Here is a 19,396-nt window from a genome sequence, read left to right as displayed (position 1 = left end):
GCTCTCGGGCTCCTTATTCGGCCGGGTTCGCGGCGGCGTCGGCGGAGTGCTCGGCGATCAGCTCGCGAGCCGCGTCGAGGTCGGCCGGGGTCTTCAGGGCGAGCGTCTTTACGCCCGGCATGGCCCGCTTGGCGAGGCCCGTCAGGGTGCCGCCGGGAGCCAGCTCGATCAGCGCCGTGGCACCGAGCCGCTGGAAGGTCTCCATGCACAGGTCCCAGCGCACCGGGTTGGCCACCTGGCCCACCAGGCGGGCCACGACGTCCTTGCCGCTGTCGACGACGGCGCCGTCCTTGTTGGAGACGCAGCGCGTGTGCGGGTCGGCGGGCACCAGACCGTCGACGGCGGCCTCCAGGGCCGCGACGGCCGGAGCCATGTGGTGCGTGTGGAAGGCTCCCGCGACCTTCAGCGGGACGACCTTGCGGGTGCCCTCCGGCTTGTCCTCGGCGAGCGCGGCCAGTTGCGCGGCCGTACCGGCGGCCACGATCTGGCCGGCGCCGTTGACGTTCGCCGGGGTCAGGCCCAGCTTCTCCAGGTGCGGCACGACGACCTCGGCGTCGCCGCCCAGCAGGGCCGCCATGCCGGTCTCGGTGACGGCGGCGGCCTCGGCCATGGCCAGCCCGCGCCGGCGCACCAGGCGCAGCGCGTCGGTGTCGGAGATCACGCCCGAGAGGGCCGCGGCGGCCAGCTCGCCGACGCTGTGGCCGCCGATGGCGCCGACGCGGGCGGAGAGCACCTCCGGCGCGAGGAGCTGCCGCGCGGAGAGCAGCGCGGAGGCCACCAGCAGCGGCTGGGCGACGGCCGTGTCACGGATCTCGTCCGCGTCCGCGTTCGTGCCGTAGTGGACCAGGTCCAGGTCGATGGCGGCCGACCACTCACGGAGCCGGTCGGCGGCACCGGGGAGGTCGAGCCAGGGGGTCAGGAAGCCGGGCGTCTGAGCGCCCTGGCCGGGAGCGACGAGTACGAGCACCCTCACACTCTCTCTCGTGGACAGCAGGCCCCACCCGTGGGGACAGGGACCAAGAACCATCAGGGGAATTGTTGACGTTCGACAAAAACTACGGCTGCGGCTCGGCCTCCGCCAGACGGCCCAGGATCAGCGCGATCCGCAGCGTGAACGCCGAGCGCACATCCGACGGGGACCATCCGGTGACGTCCGTCACACGTCGGAGCCGGTATCTGACGGTGTTCGGGTGGACGAAGAGCATCCGTGCCGCGCCTTCCAGGCTACTCGCCTGCTCCAGATAGACACTCAGGGTCTCCAGCAGCGCCGAGCCCGCCTCTTCCAGCGGTCTGTAGATCTCCTCCACCAGCTGCTCGCGCGCCGAGGCGTCACCGGCCATCGCCCGCTCCGGCAGCAGATCGTCGGCGAGGACCGGGCGCGGGGCGTCCGGCCAGGCCGCGCACGCCTTCAGGCCCGCCGCCGCGGCCTGCGCCGAACGCGTCGCCGACAGCAGGTCCGCCACCACCGGACCGGCCACCACCGGGCCCGGAGCGAACGGCCCGATCAGCGCCTTCGCCGTCTGCAGCGGCTGGTCCGAGCCGCCCGCGATGACCACCAGCCGGTCGCCCAGCACCCCCGTGAGCACCTGGAGCTTGGCGTGGCGTGCGGCCCGCCGGATCGCCTCCACCGTCAGCTCGCTGTCGCCGTTGGGGGCCGTGCCCAGCACCACCGACACATGCGCGGGCGCGCTCCAGCCGAGCGCCGCCGCCCGCGACAGGGCCCCCTCGTCCGCCTCGCCCGAGAGCACCGCGTTGACCACCAGCGACTCCAGACGGGCGTCCCACGCGCCACGGGCCTCGGCCGCCTGCGCGTAGACCTGCGCCGTCGCGAAGGCGATCTCCCGCGCGTACACCAGCAGCGCCTCGCGCAGCACCGCCTCGTCGCCCGGCGCCGCCACCTCGTCGATCGCCGACTCCATGACCTCGATGGTCGTGCGGACCATCTCCACCGTCTGCCGCAGCGTGATCGCCCGCGTCAGCTCCCGGGGGGCCGTGCCGAAGACGTCCGTACTGATCGCCTGCGGGGTCTCCGGGTGCCGGAACCACTCGGTGAACGCCGCGATACCGGCCTGGGCGACCAGACCGATCCAGGACCGGTTCTCCGGGGGCATCGCCCGGTACCACGGCAGCTGGGCGTCCATGCGGGCGATCGCGGCGGCGGCCAGCGTGCCGGAGGACTTCTCCAGGCGGCGCAGGGTGGCGGCGTGCGGGTGAGGGGTGTTGGCTGCTGGTTCAGGCACGGGGACAAGCCTGCCTTATCCGGGTGCCCCGCGGGGCCGCCGGGCTACCGTGGCCCGATGACGCACGGACGAGTGGCCCTGCAGCGGGCCGCGCAGCGCTTCACCGGCGGGGACCCCGACGCCGGGATCGACACCCGGCACGCCTTCTCCTTCTCCGGCTTCTACGACCCCGACAACGTGCGCTTCGGGCCGCTCGCGGCCTGCAACGAGGAGCGCCTCGCACCCGGCGCGGGCTTCGCCGAGCACCCGCACCGCGACGTGGAGATCGTCACCTGGGTCGTCGAGGGCGAGCTCACCCACGAGGACTCCGCCGGGCACCGCACGGTGATCCGCCCCGGGGACCTGCAACGGCTCAGCGCCGGCGCGGGCGTACGGCACAGCGAACGCAACGAGGGGGCCGGACCGCTGCGGTTCGTCCAGATGTGGCTCACCCCGCGCGACTTCGGCGGCACGCCGTCGTACGAGGTCGTGCGCGCCCTGCCCGAGCGCCCCTACCGGCTCTCCGGCGCGGACGCGGTCCTGCACGTGCGCAGGCCGCACGGCGGCGACCGGCCGGAGCTGCCGGACGCGCCGTTCCTGTACGTCCACGTGGTGCGCGGCCGCGTCCGCCTCGCCGGCGAAGAACTCGGCGAGGGGGACGCGGCCCGCATCCAGGACGCGGCGGGACTGACCGCCGAAGCGGCTGCCGGCGGCGCCGAGTTGCTGGTGTGGGAGATGTTCGCGGAACCGCGCTTCGGGTAGAGCGCGGGCGCCGCGCCCGGCGGGGCCGACCGCCGAGGCGTTGTCCGGCGGCGCCGAGCCGCTGGTCCGGGAGATGCCCGCGGAACCGCGGTTCGGGCAGGGCGGGTTCGCCGGCCGTGCGGCCGCCCGCAGGGCCTACGCCGCGCGCGGTCCCGCCAGTTCGCCGAGGATCGCGTCCGTCAGCGGTGGCCAGGCCTCGACCGCCCACGGGCCGAAGGCGCGGTCGGCCAGGGCCACGCAGGCCGCGCCCGCGTCCGGGTCGACCCACAGGAACGTACCCGACTGCCCGAAGTGCCCGAACGTGCGGGGCGAGGACGAACCGCCCGTCCAGTGCGGGGACTTGGCGTCGCGCAGCTCGAAGCCCAGGCCCCAGTCGTTGGGCCGCTGGTGGCCGTAGCCGGGCAGGACGCCCGACAGGCCGGGGAAGGCCACCGACGTCGCCTCGTCCAGCGTCGCGCGCGCCAGCAGCCGCGGCGCCTGGAGCTCGGCCGCGAAGCGGGCCAGGTCCGCGACGGTGGAGACGCCGTCCTTGGCGGGGGAGCCGGGAAGAGCGGTGTCCGTCATGCCCAGCGGCTCCAGCACCGCCTGCCGCAGATACTCGGCGAAGGGGATGTCCGTGGCCTTCGCCAGATGGTCGCCCAGGGCCTCGAAACCCGCGTTGGAGTACAGCCGCCGCGTGCCCGGCTCCGCCATCACCCGCGGCTCGTCGAAGGCCAGCCCCGAGGTGTGCGCGAGCAGGTGGCGGACCGTCGAACCCGCCGGGCCCGCGGGCTCGTCCAGCTCGACCGCGCCCTCCTCGACGGCGATCAGCGCCGCGTAGGCGGCGAGCGGTTTGGTCACCGAGGCCAGCGGGAAGCGGTGCGTGAGCGGCCCGTACGACCCCGCGACGGTGCCGTCGGCCCGGACGACGGCCGCGGCGGCGGTGCTCACCGGCCAGTTCTCGATCAAGCGCAGGCTCTCCATGGCCCCGAGCCTATCCCGGCCAAGATTCCCTCAAGTCCGCGCTTGCTTGGAGTGCACTCCAGCTCTCTAGCGTTGACGACATCACAGCACTCCACGACTGTGAACGGCCCGTGAAGGGCCGCGAGGGGGAATTCACATGACCGTTCTCGACACCGCGGCGGCACTCGCGCAGGCACCGGCCTGCGCCGCGCACGAGGAGCGGCGCCGGCCCCGCCCGGCGGGCCGCGACCGCTACACGATCAGTGAAGTGGCCGCCGTCACCGGGCTGTCCGCGCACACCCTGCGCTGGTACGAGCGGATCGGGCTGATGCCCCACGTGGACCGCTCGCACACCGGCCAGCGCCGCTACACCGACCGCGACCTGGACTGGCTGGACCTCGTGGGCCGGCTGCGGCTGACCGGGATGCCGGTCGCCGACATGGTCCGCTACGCCCAGCTCGTCCGCGAGGGCGAGCACACCCTCGCCGAGCGGGAGGAGCTGCTGAGCGCGCACCGCGACGACGTACGCCGCCGCCTGGCCGAGCTGCAGAGCACCCTCGACGTCCTCGACTACAAGATCGACAACTATGCCGCCGCCCGCCGCGCGGCCTCCGAAAGGGCCTGACCACAGCATGAGCACCGACAGCAGCAACACGATCGCCACGGCCCGCCTCGGCACCGGCGGCCCCGAAGTGGGCGTGCAGGGCCTGGGCTGCATGGGCATGAGCCACGCCTACGGGACGGCCGACGCCGCCGGGTCCCGCGCCACCCTGGAGCGCGCCCTGGAGCTGGGCGTCACCCTCTTCGACACCGCCGACGTCTACGGCCACGGGCGCAACGAGGAGTTCCTCTCCCCCTTCGTCCGCGCCCACCGCGAGGAGATCACCCTCGCCACCAAGTTCGCCATCGTCCGCCGCGAGGACGACCCCTCGTTCCAGGAGATCCGCGGCGACCGGGCCTACATACGGCAGTCCGTCGAGGGCAGCCTGCGCCGCCTCGGCGTCGGGCACATCGACCTGTACTACATGCACCGCCGCGACCTGCGCGTGCCGATCGAGGAGACCGTCGCCGCGATGGCCGAGCTGGTCGCCGAGGGCAAGGTGCGCCACCTCGGCCTGAGCGAGGTCTCCCCGAACGAGCTGCGGGCCGCGCACGCCGTGCACCCGATCGCGGCCGTGCAGTCGGAGTGGTCGCTGTTCAGCCGCGACGTCGAGGACGGCGTCGTGCCCGCGGCCAAGGAGCTGGGGGTGGCCTTCGTGCCGTACTCCCCGCTCGGCCGCGGCTTCCTCACCGGCTCGTTCGCCGACGCGGACAAGGACCTCGGCGCGGACGACTGGCGGCGTACGCAGCCGCGCTTCACCGGCGACAACGCGGCCGCCAACGCCGCCCTGCTGGAGCCGCTCCGGCGCTTCGCCGAGCGGCGCGGCGTCACGCCCGCGCAGCTCGCGCTGGCGTGGGTGCAGCAGCGGGCGCGGGTGCACGGCATGACGGTCGTCCCGATCCCCGGCACCACCAAGCGCCACCGGATCGAGGAGAACCTGGCCGCCACCCGCCTGGTCCTGACCGACGCCGAGCTCGCGGAGCTGGAGCCGATCGCCGGCAAGGTCGCGGGCACCCGCTACCCGGACATGTCCTTCACGGCCGTCGGCCGGGACTGAGCCCGCTCCAACCACCGTACGCGGCAGGGGGGTTCAGCTCTCGCCCGGGGTCACCAGCCCCGACTCGTACGCGAAGATCACCGCCTGGGCGCGGTCGCGCAGGCCCAGCTTGGCCAGGATGCGGCCGATGTGGGTCTTGACGGTCTGCTCGGCCAGCACCAGGGCGGCGGCGATCTCCTGGTTCGACAGGCCGCGCGCGATGAGTTCGAGGACTTCCGTCTCCCGGGGCGTCAGCGCCTTGAGGCGCAGGCCCGGCGTCCGGTTCGGGGCGGGGCGCTGCCGGGCGAAGTCCGCGATGAGCCGGCGGGTCACCGAGGGCGCCAGCAGCGCCTCCCCGGCGGCCACCACCCGGACCGCCGAGATCAGGTCGGCGGGCGGCGCGTCCTTCAGCAGGAAGCCCGAGGCGCCCGCCCGCAGTGCCTCGTAGACGTAGTCGTCGACGTCGAAGGTGGTGAGCATCAGCACCTTCGGACGGTGGGTCACCCCCGCCGGCGGGTCGAGCAGGCGGCGGGCGGCCTCCAGGCCGTCCATCTCCGGCATCCGCACGTCCATCAGCACCACGTCGGGGTGCGCGCGGCGGCTCAGCTCGACGCCCCGCACCCCGTCGGGGGCGTCCCCGACGACGTCGATGTCGGGCTGGGCGGCGAGCAGGGCGGCGAAGCCCGCCCGCACCATGGCCTGGTCGTCGACGATGATCACCTTGATGGTCATGGGCGGGGGGAGTCCTCTTCGTTCACGTTCTCGGCCGCGTTTGTGTCGGCGTTCTTGTCCGCCTTCTTGTCGACGTGCTCGTCCGCTTGCTCGCTGCGGCCGGCCGGCGCGGTCAGCGGCAGCCGGGCCGCCACCCGGTAGCCGCCGTCCGGCAGCGGGCCGGTGTCCAGCGTGCCGCCGAGCAGCCGCACCCGCTCGCGCATGCCCACCAGTCCGTGCCCGGTGCCGGAGCTCTCCAGCGGTGAATGCGGGTGCGGCGCGGGGGAGTTGACGACCACGACGGTCAGGGCCGGGCCGTCGGCGGTCACCGACACCCGGGTCGCGGCGCCCGGCGCGTGCCGTACGACATTCGCGAGCGCCTCCTGCACGATGCGGTACGCGGACAGGTCCACCGCCTGCGGCAGCGTCTCCGGCTCCGGCAGGGGGGCGAGCCCGACGGGCACCCCGGCCCGTACGGTCGCCTCGACCAGCTGCGGCAGCCGGGCCACGCCGGGCTGCGGGGCCTTCTCCGCGCCGCGCGGCCCGCCGCCCTCCTCGCTGCGCAGTACGCCCAGCAGCCGGCGCATCTCCGTCAGCGACTCGCGGGCCGTCGCGGCGATCGAGGTGAACTCCTCCCGCGCCGCCTCCGACAGTTCACCGATGCGGTACGGGGCGCTGTCCGCCTGCACCGTGATCACCGACATGTGGTGGGCGACCACGTCGTGCAGCTCGCGGGCGATCCGGGCGCGCTCCTCCAGCAGGGTGCGGCGGGCCCGCTCGGCCTCGCTGATGGTCTCCTGCTCGGCCAGCGCCCGCCGCGCGTCGCCGCGCTCGCGCAGCGCGGCCCCCAGCACCATGAGCGCGGCGCCCACGGCGGGCACCGTCACCCAGGCCCCCGAGCCGCGCTCGACGGCGGACCGCAGCACGACGCCCGCCACGGTCGTGAGCAGCCATACGGCCATGAGCGTGCGCCACCGCTCGCGCAGCCCGACCGCGAACAGCAGCACCAGCAGCCCGATGATCTCCATCGGCGGCCAGGGCCAGGGCAGGTCGGGCGCGGGCGGAGCGGCCAGCTGGACGAGCGCGCCCGCCACATCGGCGGCCAGCACGATCATCCAGGCCGCGAGCGGCCGCTGCACCGCCATGAGGAACGGGCCGGTCTGCACCAGCGCGAGCCCGAACGCCAGGCCCAGATGCAGCCCGTACGGATGGCTGAGCACGACGGTCGTGACCGGCAGGAGGACCGCGACGAGGACGAGGGCGACGGCGTACGGCAGGCGCCGCACCCACCACCGGCGCGCCTGGCCGAGCAGCGGTACGGGCGGCCCGGCGGGGGTGAACAGATCGCGCAGGGCGGGAAGAACACGGGAGGACATGAGGGCTTCAGCCTAGGCGTGCGGCCGTGCCCGCCGCGTCGCACCACGGTGCCGGATCCGGAGTCATACCGGGGTATGAGCGCCCGGCTACAGCTCCGCCAGCAGTTCGGCCTTCTTCGCGCTGAACTCGGCGTCGGTCAGCAGCCCCGCCGCGTGCAGGGCTCCCAGGTGGCGGATGCGGTCGGCGATGCCGCCGGGATCGGGGCGGGCCGCGGGGGCGGGGTGCGGCGGGCACCCGTCCTCGCCGTCCGCCGTAGGACGCTCGGCCCGTACGGCCTGCAGGACCGCCGCCGCGAAGGGGAGCGACTCGTGGATGAGCCCGTAGCCCATGCCGAAGACGACCGCCGCCGGGTCGTGGTCGACGTCTCCGGGCCGTGTCAGCCCCTCGGCGCCGCGCCCGACGAGCCGCAGGTAGCCGCCCGCGATCTCGGGCGAGCGCCACTCGACGCCGCTCAGCGCGGAGACCTCGAAGCGCTGGTCTCCGGCCTTCCACTTCGCGGAGGACGCGCCCGTCCAGAACCAGCGGAAGGCGACCGAGCGGCCGTCGAAGGACGCCTTCCCGTCGTAGGCCTTGAACGACAGCGGCGGCGCGGGCGCCGCCACCAGGTGCCGTTCGGCGGGTGCGCCGGCGGCCGGGCCCAGCGCGGCCCGTACCTCGTCGGCGTAGTAGGCGGCCAGGGTCTCGCGCTCGGCGGGCAGGACCAGCCGGTAGGGGTCGCTGCCCTCCTTGAGCTGACCGTCGGCCACGTCCATCAGCGGATCGGCGCCCGGTCTGGGCCGCGCGCGCAGCACCACCGTTCCGCGCCGCCCCGGGGCCGTCTCGACGGCCGCGAGCGCCTCGTAGGGGACGCGCCGCTCGCCGAGCACCTGGAGCAGCCTCGGTGTGCGAATCCCCCGTTCGAAGCGGATGAGCACGGAGTCGGTCTCGAACTCCCAGGCGGTGTGGAAACCCGCCAGCACATCACCCATGCGGCTCATCGTATGCGGCGCCCGCCCGCCCGTCCCCCTCCCGGAGCTACGCGCGTCAAAGCGGCGCGGGGCCCGGGCGACGGCGCGGCGGGGCGCTGCCCGGCCGGGGGCCGCTCAGGCGAGGTCGGCCGCGCAGCCGCTCCCGTCCTTGGCGCAGCGCACCGCGGCGGGCGAACCGGCGCCGATGGCCGCGAAGTTGGCGAGGCTGGTGGTGCCGGGCTTGAAGTAACCGGCGTGCCCGTCCGCCCCGTTCGCGGAGAGCACCCGCGCGCCGAAGCCGGCCGAGACCGGGTCGGCGCCGTGGCCGAGACCGCCGAGCTCCAGGTGCGGCACGCTCTGGATCCAGTCGTCCGGATCGCGCATCGCCCATATCCGGGCGCTGGTGCCGAGGTCGGAGACCCGGTCGGCGCGCATGCCGGGGCTGCCGGCCACCGCCACGTCCGTCACCCGCGGGGGCAGCTCGCGGGCGGCGACCCCGCACACCACGGAGCCGTAGCTGTGGCAGAACAGCGCGACGGGCCCGTTGCCGGGCAGCGCCCGCAGCAGGGAGCGCAGCCGCAGCGCCCCGTCGGTGGCGAGCTTGCCGGTCGCGGCGTCCATCCCCACCCCGGCGGGGGAGGTGTAGTCGGCCCAGGCGATGACGGCCGTGCGCACCCCGGGGGCCGCCTCGCTCTCCGCGTCGTGGAGCGACTCGGCCATGCCCACGGGCGCGCTGTAGGCGCGCTGCGACTTCTCGAAGGTGAGCAGGTTGGTGTCGACCCCGGGGACCACGACCGAGACGCGCTCGGCCCGGTCGAGGTCGCCGACGACCTCGGCGACGCGGCCGCCGCCGAGCGGATCGAAGGCGAGGATCTGCCGGCCGTCCCGGCGCAGGGAGTCGAAGCGGTGCATGCGCCGTTGCGCGTCCTGGCGGCCGGCGGCGGTGAGGCCGCCCTCGCGCAGCCGTTTCTCCTCGGCGGTACGGGCCTGGCCCAGGGCGATGCTGTTGGCCCGGTAGCGCAGCGCGACGGGGGCGCCGTTGAGATTGCCGACGACGAGCGGATAGCGCTCGGCCAGCCGCTCGCGCTGGAAGCCGGTCAGCGAGCCGAAGAAGCGGCCCAGCACGGAGGGTCCCGCGCCGGGGTCGGGCAGCGGCTGTCCCGCTATGGAGCCGTGCAGCCACGCGCGCAGCGAGGCCGCCCGCGCGTCGCCTGCCCCCTGGTGTCCTCGTACGGCCGTCCAGCCGGTGGTGGCGAGCATGACGAACACCACGGCCAGGGCGAGCAGTGCGCGCCAGACCGTGGTGGCGTTCGTCCACGGGACGGAGGAGGGGGAGCCGAGCTCCGGAAAGGAAGTCACCGCGGGCCACCCTAGGAGAAACCGGCGGGCGTCCGCGAAATCAGTGAGCTATCTCACGTTTGGCTCAGGGTAATTGGGCGTGTTCGGGCGCGTTGCGATCAAGTGCGCCAGTTTTCCGCCAACGCGGGTCCGAGCTGGTCGAGGTAGGTGGAGGTGAGCCGGCGCAGCTCCTCCAGACCGCCCTCGCCGCGCTCGCCCCAGAGCTTGCCGGTGACACGGGTCACCCCGCCGAAGGCGGCGACGAGCACGTGCGGCCGGGGGTCGGTCGCGGGGTCCAGTCCCTCCCGGCGGGCGATCTCCTCGACGATCCGCTCCTCCAGCTCGGCGAGCCGGCGCAGATGCGCGGCGAGCAGCGCCGGTGTCGACTCGATCATCCGGGTCGTGCGCAGGTGCAGGTCGACGGGGACGACGGCGGCGATGGCGTCCCGCACGCTGTCCCAGCCGTCCAGGGTCGCGCCGCGCAGCGCGGCGAGCGGCGGCTCCGCGGCCGGGCGCCGCTCCAGCGCCGCGAGGAAGTGCGCCTGGCCCAGCTGCTGCATGGCCAGGGCGACTTCCTCCTTGTTCGCGAAGTACCGGAAGAAGGTGCGCTGCGAGACCTCGGCGGCCTCGGCGATCTCGTCGACGGTCGTGCGCTCGTAGCCCTTGAGCGCGAACAGCTCCAGCGCGCAGCGGATGAGGGCCTCCCGGGTGCGGCGCTTCTTGCGCTCGCGCAGTCCGGCGGGTGCCCTGTGCTCCACCACGTCCTCGGCCGTGTGCATGGTCGCCTCTCCTCGTTCTCGACCCGACGGGACCTCGACCCGACGGGACCCCGGGCGAGCCAGGCCGCGTTTCCGCTGCTCAGGATAGTCGCGGCGAAGTTGACAGATACCCACTCCTGCTGGTGTTTGTCAATTGTCAGACGCTGCCATAATCTCCCGATATGAATGCTCAGACCACCGTCGCCGCCGCGACGCCGGACCTCGGGCCCCGCAGAGGACTTCGAGGCCACCCCTGGCTGACCCTTCTCTCCGTCGCGATCGGCGTGATGATGGTCGCGCTCGACGGCACGATCGTCGCCATCGCGAACCCCGCGATCCAGAAGGACCTGGGTGCCTCGCTCGCCGACGTCCAATGGATAACCAACGCCTATCTCCTCGCCCTCGCCGTCGCCCTGATCACCGCGGGCAAGCTCGGTGACCGCTTCGGCCACCGGCAGACCTTCCTCATCGGCACCGTCGGTTTCGCCGTCTCCTCCGGCGCCATCGCCCTGTCCTCCAGCGTCTCCCTCGTCGTCGGCTTCCGCGTGCTGCAGGGGCTGTGCGGCGCGTTGCTGATGCCGGCCGCGCTCGGGCTGCTGCGCGCCTCCTTCCCGGCCGAGCGGCTGAACATGGCCATCGGCATCTGGGGCATGGTCATCGGCGCCTCCACCGCCGGCGGCCCGATCCTCGGCGGCGTCCTCGTCGAGCACGTCAACTGGCAGTCCGTCTTCTTCATCAACGTGCCCGTCGGGGTGCTCGCGCTCGCGCTCGGGCTCGTCATCCTCAAGGACCACCGGGCCGAACACGCCCCGAGGTCCTTCGACTTCCCCGGCATCCTGCTGCTGTCCGCCGCGATGTTCTGCCTCATCTGGGCGCTGATCAAGGCACGCGACTGGGGGTGGGGCGACACAAGGACCCTGATATTCCTGGGCGTTGCGCTGCTGGCCTTCCTCGCGTTCACCTTCTGGGAGGCCCGGGCGCGCGAACCGCTGCTGCCCCTGGGGCTGTTCCGCTCCGTGCCGCTGAGCGCCGGCACCGCCCTGATGGTGCTGATGGCCTTCGCCTTCATGGGCGGCCTGTTCTTCGTCACCTTCTATCTGCAGAACGTGCACGGCATGTCGCCCGTGAGCGCGGGCCTGCATCTGCTGCCGCTCACCGGCATGATGATCGTCTCCTCCCCGCTCGCCGGGGCCCTCATCACCCGGGTCGGGCCGCGCATCCCGCTCGTGACCGGCATGCTGCTGACCGCCGCCGCCTGCTTCGGCATGAGCGGTCTGGAGCCCGGCTCCGGGACGGGCCTGATGTCGGTGTGGTTCGCGCTGTTCGGTCTCGGCCTCGCGCCGGTCATGGTGGGCGCCACCGAAGTCATCGTCGGCAACGCGCCGTTGCAGCACGCCGGGGTCGCCGGCGGACTGCAGCAGGCCGGGATGCAGGTCGGCGGCTCGCTCGGGACGGCCGTCCTGGGCGCGGTGATGGCGGCCCGCGTCGACCACCTGCTGCCCGGCGCATGGGCCGGCGCCGGGCTGCCGCCCGGCACCCCCGAGCAGATGTCCCAGGCCTCCGACGCGGTCGCGGTCGGCGTCGCCCCCGTGCCGCCCCAGGCCCCGCCGCAGCTCGCCGCGAAGATCGCGGACGTCGCGCACGACACGTTCGTCTCCGGCATGAGCCTGTCCTTCACGGTGGCGGGCGCCGTCGCCCTCCTCGCCGCCGCCGTGGCCCTGTTCACCAAACGCGGCAAGAACGCCGCCGCGGGGGGAGGCGTGGCCCACGTGTGAGGGGTACGGAACGGGCTGCGCCCGTGGCACTCCACGTGTGAGAGCCGCCGGACACGGTCCGGCCCGCGCCGTGGCGCCGACTGCCGGCCCGGCGCCGGACACCCCGCTCGGCGGTGAGTGGCCGGCGCGCCACGAGCCCGGCGACCGGGGCTGTGGGCCGCGCGGCGCCCAGCCGTCGCTCGGGGCGGGGCCCGACGAGGCGGTCAACCGGTCCTGCCCGGCGCGGCGTTGACCGGCTCTGCCGAGGGGCGGCGCGTCGGCGCATGAATGCCGTACACGGCTCGTGCGCCCCGCACGTCACGGCCGACTGCCGAAGTCCCCGAAAAGCCGGTGCCCCCGGACAGCGCATTCGCTGTCCGGGGGCACCGTTCACACGCTCAGGCCGAGCGCAGCGGTCAGGCGTCGCCGCCCGCCGTGCCCGGGTCGGCCGCCGCCACGTCGAGGAGCTGGTAGCGGTCGATCGCCTGCTTCAGCGCGGAGCGGTCGACCTTGCCCTCCTTGGCCAGCTCGGTGAGCACGCCCAGGACGATCGACTGCGCGTCGATGTGGAAGAAGCGACGGGCCGCGCCACGGGTGTCGGCGAAGCCGAAGCCGTCCGCGCCCAGCGACTGGTACGTGCCGGGCACCCAGCGCGCGATCTGGTCCGGGACGGCGCGCATCCAGTCGGACACGGCCACCTTCGGGCCCTCGGCACCGGCGAGCTTCTTCGTCACGTACGGGACGCGCTGCTCCTCCTCCGGGTGGAGCAGGTTGTGCTCCTCCGCCTCGACGGCGTCCTTGCGCAGCTCGTTCCAGGAGGTCGCGGACCAGACGTCGGCCTTGACGTTCCACTCCTCGGCGAGGATCTTCTGCGCCTCCAGGGCCCACGGCACCGCCACACCGGAGGCGAGGATATGCGCGGGGATCGCGCCCTTCTCGCCCTCCTTGAAGCGGTACAGACCCTTGAGGATGCCCTCGGCGTCCACGTTCTCCGGCTCGGCCGGGTGCTGGATCGGCTCGTTGTAGACGGTGAGGTAGTAGAAGATGTCCTCCGCCTGCTCGCCGTACATCCGGCGCAGACCGTCCTTGACGATGTGCGCGATCTCGAAGCCGAACGCCGGGTCGTAGGCGACGACGGCCGGGTTCGTCGAGGCCAGCAGGTGCGAGTGGCCGTCGGCGTGCTGCAGGCCCTCACCCGTCAGGGTGGTACGGCCGGCGGTGGCGCCCAGGACGAAACCGCGCGCCAGCTGGTCGGCCATCTGCCAGAACTGGTCACCGGTGCGCTGGAACCCGAACATCGAGTAGAAGACGTACACCGGGATCAGCGGCTCGCCGTGCGTGGCGTAGGCGGAACCGGCGGCGATCAGCGAGGCGGTGCAGCCCGCCTCGGAGATGCCGTCGTGCAGCATCTGACCGGTCGGGGACTCCTTGTAGGCGAGCAGCAGCTCGCGGTCCACGGCCTCGTACTGCTGGCCCAGCGGGTTGTAGATCTTCGCCGACGGGAAGAGCGAGTCCATGCCGAAGGTGCGGTACTCGTCGGGCGCGATCGGCACGAAGCGCTTGCCGATCTCCTTGTCCCGCATGAGGTCCTTCAGCAGGCGGACGAACGCCATGGTGGTGGCGATCTGCTGCTGGCCGGAGCCCTTCAGGGTCGGCGCGTAGGCCTTGTCGCCCGGCAGCTGCAGCGGCTTGGAGCGGTTGACGCGGGTGGGCACGTAACCGCCCAGCGAGTTGCGCCGGTCGTGCATGTACTGGATCTCTTCCGAGTTCCGGCCCGGGTGGTAGTACGGCGGCAGGCCGGACTCCAGCTCCTTGTCGGCGATCGGCAGGTGCAGCCGGTCACGGAAGCGCTTGAGGTCGTCGACCGTCAGCTTCTTCATCTGGTGGGTCGCGTTGCGGCCCTCGAAGTTCGGGCCCAGCGTCCAGCCCTTGACGGTCTGCGCGAGGATCACGGTCGGCTGGCCCTTGTGGGCCTTGGCCGCCGCGTAGGCCGCGTAGATCTTCTTGTGGTCGTGACCGCCGCGGCCCAGGTGCAGGATCTGGTCGTCGGTCATGTTCTCGACCATCTTGCGGAGACGGTGGTCGTCGCCGAAGAAGTGCTCACGGATGTACGCGCCGGTCTCGGTCGCGTACGTCTGGAACTGGCCGTCGGGGGTGCTGTTGAGCTTGTTGACCAGGATGCCGTCGCGGTCCTGCGCGAGCAGCGGGTCCCAGGAGCGGTCCCACACCAGCTTGATCACGTTCCAGCCGGCGCCGCGGAACTGCGACTCCAGCTCCTGCATGATCTTGCCGTTGCCGCGCACCGGGCCGTCGAGGCGCTGCAGGTTGCAGTTGACGACGAAGGTCAGGTTGTCCAGACCCTCACGGGCGGCCAGGGACAGCTGGCCCAGCGACTCCGGCTCGTCCATCTCGCCGTCGCCGAGGAAGGCCCACACGTGCGACTTGGAGGTGTCGGCGATGCCGCGGGCCTCCATGTAGCGGTTCATCCGGGCCTGGTAGATCGCGCCGAGCGGGCCGAGGCCCATCGAGACGGTCGGGAACTCCCAGAAGTCCGGCATCAGGCGCGGGTGCGGGTAGCTCGACAGGCCGTAGGGGGCCTTCGACTTCTCCTGGCGGAAGGCGTCCAGCTGGCGCTCGGAGAGCCGGTCCAGCAGGAAGGCGCGGGCGTAGACGCCGGGGGAGGCGTGGCCCTGGAAGAAGATCTGGTCGCCGCCGTCGCCGCCGTCCTTGCCCCGGAAGAAGTGGTTGAAGCCCACGTCGTAGAGCGAGGCGGAGGAGGCGAAGGTGGCGATGTGGCCGCCGACGCCGATGCCCGGGCGCTGGGCGCGCGAGACCATGACGGCCGCGTTCCAGCGGGTCGCGTTGAGGATCTTGCGCTCGATCTCCTCGTTGCCGGGGAAGAACGGCTCGTCCTTGGTGGCGATGGTGTTGACGTAGTCCGTGCTGCGCATCTCGGGCACGGCCACGTTCTTCTCACGGGCGCGCTCGATCAGGCGCAGCATGAGGTAGCGGGCACGTTCCCGGCCTCGCTCATCGACGGCTGCGTCGAGCGAGTCGAGCCATTCCCGGGTCTCCTCGGGATCGAAGTCCGGGACCTGGCTGGGAAGGCCGCCAATGATGATCGGGTTGCGATCGGATCCGGAAGCCACGCTGTTCCTTCGCTGTTCGGGTCGTGGCGTGCTCTGCACACAATCGATGCTGTGCACGCGGTCACATACGGTCTGTGCTCATGTCGCGCCGGCTCCATCGTGGACCGCGACGGCCGAAACGTCATCTCTACCGGGCGGTAACCACCGCTCGTGAGACGACGTAGCGACGGTCGGCCGTCTCGCGACGGCCAAATCGCAACCATACGCCCCCTATGGGGGTCGTTCACGTACGGCCGTTCGGCGGGGAAACCCGAAAACGTACGGTGGCACTTCGCAAACCCGGCAGAATGCTGTGTCATGAATCACTCGGCAACCGCGCCCCACAGCTGGAGTTGCGCCGGGACAGCCGCATCCGTCACCGTTTCGGCGGTCTCGATGGCCGGGTACTTGCGCGATCCGCCCGGCACGTGTGGACTACGCCCATCGCTTCGTGTACGCGCGGAGCGAAAGAAGCTTTCGAAAGATGACAGGAGGAATCCGTGAGCGCGACCGCGGACCACGCGGAGGAGCGGACCAACCCGGCGGCACGGCTGGGGTTCGAGCCCGGACAGGTGGTCCAGGAGATCGGTTACGACGACGACGTCGATATGGATCTCCGTGAAGGCATCGAGTCCGTCATCGGCCAGGATCTTGTCGACGAGGACTACGACGACGTCGCCGACGTCGTCCTGCTGTGGTTCCGGGACGAGGACGGCGACCTCACGGACGCGCTGGTGGATGCCATCGGCTTCCTCGAAGACGGCGGCATGATCTGGCTGCTCACTCCCAAGACCGGCCGCGACGGCTACGTCGAGCCGAGCGACGTCAACGACGCCGCGCAGACCGCGGGTCTGTCCCCGGCGAAGAGCATCAGCGTCGCCAAGGACTGGAGCGGCACCAGGCTCAGCGCCTCCCGGCGCTAGCCGCACCCCTCCACAGGCGGACCTCGTTACCGCGCCCCCCTCGGCACCGGCCGACGGGGGGCGCGGTGCTGCGCCCTCCGGGCGGGATGACACACTGGCCGCACCACTCGCCGGCGACCGGGCCGCGACCGGGAGTCCCCGGGCGGCGCGCCCCTGGCCGGCCCCCGTCGAGAGAGGGATGCGAACCCATGGCGATCGAGGTCGGCACCAAGGCCCCGGACTTCCAGCTCAAGAACCAGCACGGCGAGCTGGTCCGGCTCTCCGACTTCCGCGGCGAGAAGAACGTCGTCGTCCTCTTCTACCCCTTCGCCTTCACCGGCGTGTGCACCGGCGAACTGTGCGCCCTGCGCGACGAGCTGCCGAAGTTCGTCAACGACGACGTGCAGCTGCTCGCCGTCTCCAACGACTCCCCCTTCTCGCTGCGCGTCTTCGCCGAGCAGGAGGGCCTGGAGTACCCGCTGCTGTCGGACTTCTGGCCGCACGGCGAGACCTCCCGCGCCTACGGCGTCTTCGACGAGGACAAGGGCTGCGCCGTGCGCGGGACCTTCGTCATCGACAAGGAGGGCGTGGTGCGCTGGACCGTCGTCAACGGCCTGCCCGACGCGCGTGACCTGAACGACTACGTCTCCGCGCTGGCGGCCCTCTGAGCCCCGCGCGCCGCACCGGGGTCCGCGGCGACGAAGGCCGCGAACTCCGCTGAAGAAGACGCAACCGGTGGGAACCGGTCAGCAGTCCCCGGACGTTGACCGGTTGCCATCGCACCACCGGAGACGCGGGCGCCGGAGCGGCGCCGCGTCCCCCGCAACCGATAACCAATGGAGGACTCGTGGGAGTCAGTCTCAGCAAGGGCGGCAACGTCTCCCTGACCAAGGCGGCCCCGAACCTGACCGCGGTGACCGTCGGTCTCGGCTGGGACGCCCGTACCACCACCGGTACGGACTTCGACCTGGACGCCAGCGCCCTGCTGACGAACGACCAGGGCAAGGTCGCGGGCGACCTGAACTTCGTCTTCTTCAACAACCTCAAGAGCCCCTGCGGTTCGGTCGAGCACACCGGTGACAACCTCACGGGTGAGGGCGAGGGCGACGACGAGACCATCAAGGTCAATCTGGCCGCCGTGCCCGCCGATGTGCAGAAGATCGTCTTCCCGGTGTCGATCTACGACGCCGAGTCCCGGCAGCAGAGCTTCGGCCAGGTCCGCAACGCCTACATCCGCGTGGTGAACCAGGCCGACGGCTCCGAGCTCGCCCGCTACGACCTGACCGAGGACGCCTCCACCGAGACCGCCATGGTCTTCGGTGAGCTCTACCGGCACGGCGCGGAGTGGAAGTTCCGCGCCATCGGCCAGGGTTACGCCTCCGGCCTGCGCGGCATCGCGCTGGACTTCGGCGTCAACGTCTGAGTCAGAACCCGGACCGCGCCGTGAGCGCGGCCGACACCGTACGGCGTCCGGCGTCGCACACCCGCTCCCCGGCTCCCGCCGGGGAGCCGGCGGGGTGCGGCGCCGGACGTGCGTGAAGGCTCCCTGTTCCCCGCTGTTTCCGCTGTTCCCGCGGACGGAACGCGGACGGAACAGGGGCGGGCGTCGGGACCGCGCGGTACCGCCCTAGACTTCGGGGTCAACGTTTTGTAAAGCCGCGCTCGGCGCGCGGGGGAACCCCATTAACGAAGGATTGGGTGCCAGTGCTCCTGAAAACCTTTGGCTGGTCGTTCGCCATCACGGCGGCCGGACTCGCCTTGGCCGGACTCCTGTGGGGGTGGCAGGGCCTGGCGATTGTCGCGATCCTGTCCGTCCTGGAAATTTCGCTCTCATTCGACAACGCGGTCATCAACGCCGGAATTCTGCGAAAGCTCAACCCGTTCTGGCAGAAGATGTTCCTGTCCCTGGGCATCCTCATCGCCGTGTTCGGGATGCGGCTGGTCTTCCCGGTGGTCATCGTCGCCATCACCGCCAAGCTCTCGCCCGTCGAGGCGGTCCGGGTCGCCCTGCAGGACCACGAGCGCTACGAGGCGCTCGTCACCAGTGCGCATCCGGCCATCGCGGCCTTCGGCGGCATGTTCCTGCTGATGATTTTCCTGGACTTCATCTTCGAGGACCGCGACATCAAGTGGCTGGCCTGGCTGGAGAAACCGCTCGCCCGGCTGGGCAAGCTGGAATCCCTGTCGGTCGTCATCGCCCTTGTCGTCCTGCTGATTTCCGCCACCACGTTCGCCACCGCGGTACCCGTCCACAACGGTGAGGGCACCGTCGACAAGGCGACGACGGTACTGCTCGCGGGCATCGGCGGCCTGATCACCTATCTCATCGTCGGCGGCGTCTCCGGTTTCTTCGAGGACCGGCTGGAGGGCGAGGAGGACGCCGAGGAGGAGACCGGCCAAGGGGAGAAGGCCCCCGCGGCGAAGGGCGCCTCGGTCGTCGGACTGGCCGGCAAGGCCGCCTTCTTCATGTTCCTGTACCTGGAGGTCATCGACGCCTCCTTCTCCTTCGACGGGGTCATCGGCGCGTTCGCCATCACCAACGACATCTTCGAGATGGCGCTGGGCCTGGGTATCGGCGCGATGTACATCCGGTCCCTGACGGTCTTCCTCGTCCGCAAGGGCACGCTCGACGACTACGTCTATCTCGAACACGGCGCCCACTACGCGATCGGCGCGCTCGCGCTCATCCTGCTCGTCACCATCAAGTACGAGATCAACGAGGTCATCACTGGGCTCATCGGCGTGGTCCTCATCGGGCTCGCGTTCTGGTCCTCGGTGCTGCGCAACAGGCGCGCGGCGGGCGCCGGCGAGGACGCGGGAAGTTCCCCGCACATCACCTCCGGGGTGTGACTCCGGCACATTTGCGGAAGCCTTCGGTCGGGGCGGTCGTGAGGGTCACCTCACGGCCGCCCCGCGGCAGT

17 protein-coding genes are annotated in these 19,396 nt (G+C 72.1%); 8 read left to right on the top strand and 9 right to left on the bottom strand.

The window, feature by feature from the left end; all coding sequences use genetic code 11:
- Window positions 1-13: 13 nt before the first annotated feature.
- Window positions 14-967 carry an ACP S-malonyltransferase gene (locus ACFP1Z_RS07895; protein WP_390315195.1) on the bottom strand — a complete coding sequence of 318 codons (954 nt, stop codon included), beginning with the start codon at window positions 965-967 and terminating at the stop codon, window positions 14-16.
- Between the two features lie 88 nt (window positions 968-1,055).
- On the bottom strand, window positions 1,056-2,240 hold the full coding sequence (locus ACFP1Z_RS07890) for a PucR family transcriptional regulator (RefSeq protein WP_390315194.1): 1,185 nt from the start codon (window positions 2,238-2,240) through the stop codon (window positions 1,056-1,058).
- Between the two features lie 57 nt (window positions 2,241-2,297).
- On the opposite strand from ACFP1Z_RS07890, the gene ACFP1Z_RS07885 reads away from it, so the two are divergent.
- A complete protein-coding gene (locus tag ACFP1Z_RS07885) occupies window positions 2,298-2,981 on the top strand; it encodes a pirin family protein (RefSeq protein WP_390315193.1) in 684 nt (227 codons plus the stop codon).
- 135 nt (window positions 2,982-3,116) lie between these two features.
- On the opposite strand, the gene ACFP1Z_RS07880 is transcribed toward ACFP1Z_RS07885, so the two are convergent.
- Window positions 3,117-3,944, bottom strand: coding sequence for a serine hydrolase domain-containing protein (locus tag ACFP1Z_RS07880; protein ID WP_390315192.1), 828 nt, complete (start codon window positions 3,942-3,944; stop codon window positions 3,117-3,119).
- 136 nt (window positions 3,945-4,080) lie between these two features.
- Here ACFP1Z_RS07880 and ACFP1Z_RS07875 point away from each other — a divergent pair, with 136 nt between their 5' ends.
- Both ACFP1Z_RS07875 and ACFP1Z_RS07870 read left to right on the top strand, forming a co-directional pair.
- Complete coding sequence (locus ACFP1Z_RS07875; protein ID WP_390315191.1) at window positions 4,081-4,548, top strand: MerR family transcriptional regulator; 468 nt, start codon at window positions 4,081-4,083, stop codon at window positions 4,546-4,548.
- Between the two features lie 7 nt (window positions 4,549-4,555).
- Window positions 4,556-5,581, top strand: coding sequence for an aldo/keto reductase (locus ACFP1Z_RS07870; protein ID WP_390315190.1), 1,026 nt, complete (start codon window positions 4,556-4,558; stop codon window positions 5,579-5,581).
- A gap of 33 nt (window positions 5,582-5,614) precedes the next feature.
- Here ACFP1Z_RS07870 and ACFP1Z_RS07865 read toward each other — a convergent pair whose 3' ends face one another.
- The 5 genes from ACFP1Z_RS07865 to ACFP1Z_RS07845 all read right to left on the bottom strand — a co-directional run bounded on the left by ACFP1Z_RS07865 (window position 5,615) and on the right by ACFP1Z_RS07845 (window position 10,712).
- The gene (locus ACFP1Z_RS07865; RefSeq protein WP_390315189.1) at window positions 5,615-6,292 is read right to left on the bottom strand and encodes a response regulator; all 678 of its coding nucleotides are present in this window, start codon (window positions 6,290-6,292) and stop codon (window positions 5,615-5,617) included.
- Complete coding sequence (locus ACFP1Z_RS07860) at window positions 6,289-7,647, bottom strand: ATP-binding protein (protein WP_390315188.1); 1,359 nt, start codon at window positions 7,645-7,647, stop codon at window positions 6,289-6,291. Before ACFP1Z_RS07860 ends, ACFP1Z_RS07865 begins: the two co-directional genes overlap by 4 nt.
- An 87-nt stretch (window positions 7,648-7,734) precedes the next feature.
- A complete protein-coding gene (locus ACFP1Z_RS07855) occupies window positions 7,735-8,616 on the bottom strand; it encodes a DUF4429 domain-containing protein (RefSeq protein ID WP_390315187.1) in 882 nt (293 codons plus the stop codon).
- 114 nt (window positions 8,617-8,730) lie between these two features.
- Window positions 8,731-9,954: an alpha/beta hydrolase gene (locus ACFP1Z_RS07850; RefSeq protein ID WP_390315186.1), complete on the bottom strand. Its 1,224-nt coding sequence runs from the start codon at window positions 9,952-9,954 to the stop codon at window positions 8,731-8,733.
- A 98-nt stretch (window positions 9,955-10,052) separates the two neighbouring features.
- Window positions 10,053-10,712, bottom strand: coding sequence for a TetR family transcriptional regulator (locus ACFP1Z_RS07845; protein WP_390315185.1), 660 nt, complete (start codon window positions 10,710-10,712; stop codon window positions 10,053-10,055).
- A 161-nt stretch (window positions 10,713-10,873) separates the two neighbouring features.
- Between ACFP1Z_RS07845 and ACFP1Z_RS07840 the strand changes: the two genes are divergently transcribed.
- The gene (locus tag ACFP1Z_RS07840) at window positions 10,874-12,466 is read left to right on the top strand and encodes a DHA2 family efflux MFS transporter permease subunit (protein ID WP_390315184.1); all 1,593 of its coding nucleotides are present in this window, start codon (window positions 10,874-10,876) and stop codon (window positions 12,464-12,466) included.
- A 395-nt stretch (window positions 12,467-12,861) separates the two neighbouring features.
- On the opposite strand, the gene aceE is transcribed toward ACFP1Z_RS07840, so the two are convergent.
- Window positions 12,862-15,594, bottom strand: coding sequence for a pyruvate dehydrogenase (acetyl-transferring), homodimeric type (aceE, locus tag ACFP1Z_RS07835; protein WP_390315183.1), 2,733 nt, complete (start codon window positions 15,592-15,594; stop codon window positions 12,862-12,864).
- Window positions 15,595-16,073: 479 nt separating this feature from the next.
- Between aceE and ACFP1Z_RS07830 the strand changes: the two genes are divergently transcribed.
- The 4 genes from ACFP1Z_RS07830 (at window position 16,074) to ACFP1Z_RS07815 (ending at window position 19,325) form a co-directional block, all read left to right on the top strand.
- The gene (locus tag ACFP1Z_RS07830) at window positions 16,074-16,496 is read left to right on the top strand and encodes a DUF3052 domain-containing protein (RefSeq protein WP_390315182.1); all 423 of its coding nucleotides are present in this window, start codon (window positions 16,074-16,076) and stop codon (window positions 16,494-16,496) included.
- Window positions 16,497-16,684: 188 nt separating this feature from the next.
- The gene (locus ACFP1Z_RS07825) at window positions 16,685-17,143 is read left to right on the top strand and encodes a peroxiredoxin (RefSeq protein ID WP_390315181.1); all 459 of its coding nucleotides are present in this window, start codon (window positions 16,685-16,687) and stop codon (window positions 17,141-17,143) included.
- A 179-nt stretch (window positions 17,144-17,322) separates the two neighbouring features.
- A complete protein-coding gene (locus ACFP1Z_RS07820) occupies window positions 17,323-17,898 on the top strand; it encodes a TerD family protein (protein WP_390315180.1) in 576 nt (191 codons plus the stop codon).
- A gap of 281 nt (window positions 17,899-18,179) precedes the next feature.
- On the top strand, window positions 18,180-19,325 hold the full coding sequence (locus ACFP1Z_RS07815; protein ID WP_390315179.1) for a DUF475 domain-containing protein: 1,146 nt from the start codon (window positions 18,180-18,182) through the stop codon (window positions 19,323-19,325).
- Window positions 19,326-19,396: the final 71 nt, after the last annotated feature.

This window comes from Streptomyces gamaensis (assembly GCF_042656465.1).
GTDB classification, from domain to species: Bacteria; Actinomycetota; Actinomycetes; order Streptomycetales; family Streptomycetaceae; genus Streptomyces; species Streptomyces gamaensis.
This window is presented reverse-complemented; position numbering and strand designations above follow the sequence as displayed.